The 6,119-nt window shown below is 70.7% G+C and carries 4 protein-coding genes; 2 read left to right on the forward strand and 2 right to left on the reverse strand.

The window, feature by feature from the left end; translation table 11 throughout:
* Positions 1-54 precede the first annotated feature (54 nt).
* The gene (locus ACIBCJ_RS15495; protein ID WP_362103161.1) at positions 55-2,295 is read left to right on the forward strand and encodes an MMPL family transporter; all 2,241 of its coding nucleotides are present in this window, start codon (positions 55-57) and stop codon (positions 2,293-2,295) included.
* A gap of 64 nt (positions 2,296-2,359) precedes the next feature.
* On the opposite strand, the gene ACIBCJ_RS15500 is transcribed toward ACIBCJ_RS15495, so the two are convergent.
* Positions 2,360-3,502: a transposase gene (locus ACIBCJ_RS15500; protein ID WP_365981515.1), complete on the reverse strand. Its 1,143-nt coding sequence runs from the start codon at positions 3,500-3,502 to the stop codon at positions 2,360-2,362.
* A gap of 726 nt (positions 3,503-4,228) precedes the next feature.
* Here ACIBCJ_RS15500 and ACIBCJ_RS15505 point away from each other — a divergent pair.
* Positions 4,229-4,909, forward strand: a complete 681-nt coding sequence (locus tag ACIBCJ_RS15505; RefSeq protein WP_362103159.1) for an LmbU family transcriptional regulator — start codon at positions 4,229-4,231, stop codon at positions 4,907-4,909.
* A 76-nt stretch (positions 4,910-4,985) separates the two neighbouring features.
* Here the strand turns inward: ACIBCJ_RS15505 and ACIBCJ_RS15510 are convergent, their stop codons facing one another.
* Positions 4,986-5,630, reverse strand: a complete 645-nt coding sequence (locus ACIBCJ_RS15510) for an FMN-binding negative transcriptional regulator (RefSeq protein ID WP_362103158.1) — start codon at positions 5,628-5,630, stop codon at positions 4,986-4,988.
* Positions 5,631-6,119 lie beyond the last annotated feature (489 nt).

Here is a 6,119-nt window from a genome sequence, read left to right on the forward strand (position 1 = left end):
CCCGCTCCTCGCCCACCTCGCTTTCCCCCATGACACACCTGGAGTTGATGCACCGTGGCCACCCTGTTGTACAAACTGGGCCGGTTCGCCTTCCGGCGACGAGGCGTCGTCGTCCTGCTGTGGCTGCTCGCACTCGGCGGTGCCGCGTTCGCCGCCTCGACCGCGCCCGCCCCGCCCGCCGACACCTTCTCCATGCCCGGCACGGAGTCCCAGAAGGCCTTCGACCTGCTCAAGGAGAAGTTCCCGGCGGCCAGCGCCGACGGCGCCTCGGCCCGGGTGGTGGTCCGCGCCCCGGAGAACAGCAAGATCTCCGACACCGGGCCCCGCAAGGAGGTCGCCGCCCTCGTCGCCGACCTCTCCGAGGCCCCGGAGGTCGTCCGGGTCTCCGACCCCTTCGCCGGGGGAGCCGTCAGCGAGGACGGCACGACGGCCTACGCCGTCGTCACCTACGACGTGGCCGCCGCCGAGGTCTCGGACCGGGCGCACGACGCGCTGCTCCGGGCCGCCGCCGACGCCAGGGCGGACGGGCTCACGGTGGAGATGGGCGGTGACGCGGTCCCCGTGGACCAGGCGCTGGGCGGTACCGCCGAGCTCATCGGCATCGGCGTCTCCGCGGTCATCCTCGTCCTGACCTTCGGCTCGCTGGTGGCGGCCGGCATGCCGCTGATCACGGCGCTCATCGGCGTCGGCATCGGCATCTCGGCGATCGGCGCGCTCGGCAGCACCCTCGGTCTGTCCTCGACGACCACCACGCTGGCCATGATGATCGGCCTGGCCGTCGGGATCGACTACGCCCTCTTCATCGTCTCCCGCTACCGTGCCGAGATGGCCGAGGGCCGGGACCGCGGGGATGCCGCGGGACGGGCCGTCGGCACCGCCGGATCCGCCGTCGTCTTCGCCGGCCTCACCGTGATCGTCGCCCTCGCCGGCCTCGCCGTCGTCAACGTCCCGATACTCACCAAGATGGGCCTCACCGCCGCCGGTACCGTCGCCATCGCGGTCCTCGTCGCCGTCACCCTGGTGCCCGCGCTGCTCGGCTTCGCCCCCTACCGGGTGCTGCCCCGCCGGGAGCGCAAGCGGATCGCCGGCAAGCGCCTGAGCGCCCGGCAGCGCCGCAAGAGCGAGAAGCGGGCGGCCCGGCAGCGGCCGAACCTCGGAGCCCGCTGGGCCGGACTCGTGCTGCGCCGCCCCGCCGCCGTCCTGCTGCTCGGGGTGCTGGGCCTCGGCGCCGTCGCCGCGCCCGCCACCAGGCTGGAACTGGGCCTGCCCGGTGAGGGCACCATGGCCCCCGACACCACCCAGCGCAAGGCCTACGACATGCTGTCGGAGTCCTTCGGCCCCGGCTTCAACGGCCCTCTGCTGGTGACCGTCGAGGCCGAGGACGCCAAGGCCGTGGCCGAGGACGTCGCCGGCGAACTCGCCGGCCGGCCCGGTGTCGCCCAGGTGGGCTCCCCGACGCCCAACGAGGCCGGTGACACCGCCATCGTCAACGTCGTACCCGAGACCGGGCCGACGGAGGGCACGACGGAAGAGCTGGTGAAGACCCTGCGCGGCGACCTGCACGACGTCGGGCGGGCCGACGACGTCGAGGTACTGGTGAGCGGTCAGACCGCCATGTTCATCGACTTCTCCAGGACGCTCAACGATGCGCTGGTGCCGTACCTCGCGCTCGTCGTCGGCCTCGCCTTCGTCCTGCTGATCCTCGTCTTCCGCTCGCTCCTCGTCCCGCTGAAGGCCGCCCTCGGCTTCCTGCTGTCGGTCTCCGCGGCACTCGGCGTGGTCGTGGTCATCTTCCAGTGGGGCTGGTTCGCCGACATCGTGGGCGTGGACCAGCCGGGGCCCATCATGTCCACGATGCCCATCTTCATGATCGGTGTGGTCTTCGGCCTCGCCATGGACTACGAAGTGTTCCTGGTGACGCGGATGCGCGAGGCCTACGTGCACGGCGAGTCCACCCACCAGGCCGTCGTCACCGGCTTCCGGCACAGCGGGCGGGTGGTCGCCGCGGCCGCCCTGATCATGACGAGCGTGTTCTCCGGGTTCGTCATGGAGGACAACGACTTCGTGCGGATGGTCGGCCTGGGTCTGGCCCTCGCCGTGCTCTTCGACGCGTTCGTCGTGCGCATGGCCGTCATCCCGGCCCTGTTCGCCCTGTTCGGCGACCGGGCCTGGTGGCTGCCGAAGTGGCTCGACCGGGTGCTGCCGAACATGGACGTGGAGGGCGGGAAGCTTGCGCGCCGACTCGGTGCCCCGCCCCACCCGAGGCGGACCCAGGAACCCGAGTACAGCCGCTGACCGACGTGGGGCCGTCCCGGTCCGGGACGGCCCCACGGCCGGCAGGCGGGCTCCGGCCCGGGCGCTACGGCGCCCGCCCGGCCGCTCCGCACCGCTTGCCGGAGCGGGCGGGTGCGGCGGGCGCGCCGAGATGCCGATAGGTGTACGCGGCGGAGACGAGGGCCATGTGGTGGTGCCAGCCGGGGAACGAACGCCCTTCGAAGTCGAGCAGTCCGAAGTCCCGCTCCAAGTGCGCCACGGCGTCCGCCGTCCCGGTGTGCGCGGCGGCGATCGAGGCGACCTCGGGGAGGCCGTGATGGGCGAGGCTGGTGATCCACAGCGGACCGGTGACCGAGGGCTCGCGCATCTCGGCGAACAACCGGTAGGGCGGACCGGGGGAGTGGCCCTGCGACAGCCCGGGCACGTGGACGAGCGAGGTCTGGAAGGAGGCGGCGCGCTGCCGCCCGTCGGGTGCGGTGACCACGGCCGGTTCCGTGCTCTGCGCCGAGAGCCTCGCTCTCGCGCTGACCGGCGCGGGAGTGGCTGCCATGTTGCCGACGGGCAGCACCGGCAGGTGCGGAGGCACGGCCACGACGAAGTCGCACCGTCGCTTGGCGAGTCCGCTCAGCAGGTACCGTACGTCCGGCTCGTCGCCCATGTCCGCCACGACGACCGGGGACGACGACGTCCGGGCCGCGAGCCGGTCGACGAGACGCAGTGCCAGCGCCCACAGCGGACGGTACTGCTCGGAGTCGGGAATGCGCGCGTCGCTGCGCCGGTCCGGGTCCTGCACCCAGGCCGGGGACAGGTACAGACTCCAGTCGACGGGGAACTGGACGGCGCCCACGGACAGGAACGCGCCCAGCCCCAGCTGGCAGTTGACGGACCGGCCCGACTCCAGGTCGAAGTGCCGGTCGACTCCCACCGAGCGGTTGCCGCGCTTGGGCAGGACCGCCCGGCCGAGGTTCCACACCGGCTCGGACGCACGGCCTTCCACCCAGTGCGTCAGTTCCTCCATCACGGCGTCGAAGTCCCACGGACTGAGACTGACGAACTGCCGCAGCGCCTGCGCGACGGACGGATCGCTCGAGGCGGCGGCCGCCAGCCGGCGCACCGATTTCTTCCCGGGCGTGATCAGCAGACCGTGCAGATAGGTGTAGGCCCACTTGCGCTGGTCGGCCCGACGTAAACTACGGAATATCGTCGAGCTGAAATCGGCCAGTGACAATGCAGAATTGCTGTCGCGTGGGGCAAGATTTGATCTTGGTGACATGCCTGCATAAGCCATATCCATGCCGCAATAACTCCCCCGATGTTACCGAGCGGTGATGCGGCGCAGTCTAAGCGGCGTGTCGCAATGGCGCCACTCCCTGGTGGGGGCCTGGCTTGTATTGGCGCCTGCGGTGGCGCAAGGAAGCAGGACGTCGGAGTGGCCGAGGACGACCGGATTCCGTTCCGGCCACCGTCCGGGCCCGGTCGCCCGTCCGGGGTGCGGGTGCGAGCGCCGTCCTCCTCGGCGCCTCCCTGTACTGCAACTTCCTTGATCGTTCGAGGTGAAGCACCGTATCCCCGCAGCAGGCGCTCCGTCGCGGACGACCTCGGCCCGCGGCGTGCGGCCGAACCGGCGGGGCGAACGAAACCCGCCAGTCAGTGGACTGGACCTTTGGAGTCGAGAGGAAGCTCGGACTCCGCAAAGTCGCGCTCGGTGGCGCCAAGATCCTTGAATTTGGATCCGGTGTCGGGATCTACTCGAGAAGCGCGGCGTTTGGGCAACCGGACTGGCCGGGGCGTCGTACGCGGGGTTCCGCTGGAGCAGGGGTGTCTACCCCTGGTGCCCGACCGTGGCCACTGATTTCGGTGCTGTCCGATTAAGACGGGGTGAACGCTTTCTGTATGCGATAAGGAGCCACCGCGAACCGGTACGGCTGACGAAGGCGTTGTTATGGAGGGCGTGATGAGAAATCAGGTCACTGAAGTAGAAGGCTCCAGGGCGCTGCCGTTCGGCCGGGCCGCGCAGAAGGCGCGGACTGCCGGAGCGCCGGAGTCGCGCCGCGACCAGGTGCTCACCACGAACGTGGGGTTGCACATACCCGCCGGACTCGCCTTCGAGGAGTGGGAGCGAGCCGGGCGCCAGCTGTCCGGACTGCTCAACTCGTCGTCCTGGTGGCTGGGCGACTGGCTCGTCTACGGCAAGGACCACTACGCCGACCGCTACGAACGAGGGATCCGCGCCGCCGGCCTCCAGTACCAGACGCTGCGCAACTACGCCTGGGTGTCCCGCCGTTTCGAGCTGTACCGCCGGCGCTCCGCGCTCAGCTTCCAGCACCATGCCGAGCTGGCGTCCCTGCCCCTGGAGGAGCAGGAGACGTGGCTGGACCGCGCCGAGCGGATGAAGTGGAGCACCAAGCAACTGCGCAACGCGCTCCGCGCCCACCGTGACGGCACCCCGCCCGCCGCCGACGCCGGCGAGGCGTCGACGCGCCGCCTCGCCGTGCCCGACAACCGGCTCCAGTGGTGGCACAAGGCGGCGGAGCAGTCCGGCGCCGAGCTGGCGGAGTGGGTGATGCACACCCTCGACGCCGCGGCCGACCGGGTGCTGAAAGAGGGCGGCTTGCGGCAGGCCGCCCTGGAGTAACGGTACGCCGGCGTCACCGGTCGAGGGGTCCGCACATCCGGAAGGGGATGCGGACCCCTCGTGTCGGAGGGCACCGTCACGGCAGGCGGCTCATCAGCGTGGCCGTCTGGGAGTGCCGCGTGCAGCCGCGCCCGGCGAACGACTGGACCACGCGATCCCGGATCTCCGGATCCTGCTCCTGGCTGAGTTTGAACATGCCCTCGGCCTTGGTGACGCGAATGCGGAATGCTCCGACAGCGGGAACGATCTTGTGGAAATAGTCGATGGACTCGGTCATGTCCCAGTTGTCGCCGAATTTCTCCTCGAAAGCCCGCACGGTGGCCTGGACGACCTCCAGGGTCTCCTCGATCGAATCGAATTTCTCCACCACTCCGTGCACGTGGACGGAGGTGAAATTCCATGTGGGGGCGGCGGGGGTCACATCGTAGACGGTGGGCGAGACATAGGCGTGCGGGCCGGTGAAGGAGAGAAGGACGACCGTCTCGTCCTCCAGTGCCGACCAGTGCGGATTGGCTCGGTTCATGTGCCCCAGCAGCGGCAGTCCGGCGAGGTCGTCGGCCGGTTCCGTCCCGCCCTCCGGGTCGAAGATGACGGGGAGGTGGGTGGCGAACGGTCCGGCCTCGGAAGTGCCGTTGCTGGCCATCAGGGCCAGCGGGTTGGAGCGCATCAGATCGACCATCCACGACGTTTCCGGCTGCCGGTAATGGCTGGGGACGAACATGCGGAACCCACCTTTCAACGGTGTAGTGAGTGCTCGGCAATGTCGCAGTACTGTCCTGTCGGCGGGACATGTGCGCGCTTCATTGTGGCCCGCTCGGTCGCCGGGGGCAATTGAAGAAGCATCGGCCCCGGACCTCAATTGCGGAAGGTGCCGCGCACTGAAATGGCGCCGTTAAGAGTGTGCGAAAAGTGATATCGGGCAGGCCGGCGTCGAGAACGACTCGGCCCGGCCGCACCGTCGGCCGGGCCGAGTCGGACGGGAACCGACGACGCCGCCTTCGCGGCGCACGCGGCGGCCCCGCCGGACCGCGCCTCCCGCATGGTCGTGACGGCACACGCACCGCCCGCCTCGTCCGCGGTCCCCGCAGACACGGCGGACGGCGAACAGCCGTGGGGGGGGGGGGGGGGGGGGGGGGGGGGGGGGGGGGGGGGGGGGGGGGGGGGGGGGGGGGGGGGGGGGGGGGCGCGGGGGGGGGCGCGCGGCGGGCGG

This window comes from Streptomyces sp. NPDC051136, from assembly GCF_044455745.1.
GTDB lineage: Bacteria > Actinomycetota > Actinomycetes > Streptomycetales > Streptomycetaceae > Streptomyces.

Coding starts and splice junctions, on each gene's coding strand:
- ACIBCJ_RS15510 (WP_362103158.1), bottom strand. CDS start 5,630: ATGTTCGTCCCCAGCCATTACCGGCAGCCGGAAACGTCGTGGATGGTC.
- ACIBCJ_RS15505 (WP_362103159.1), top strand. CDS start 4,229: ATGAGAAATCAGGTCACTGAAGTAGAAGGCTCCAGGGCGCTGCCGTTC.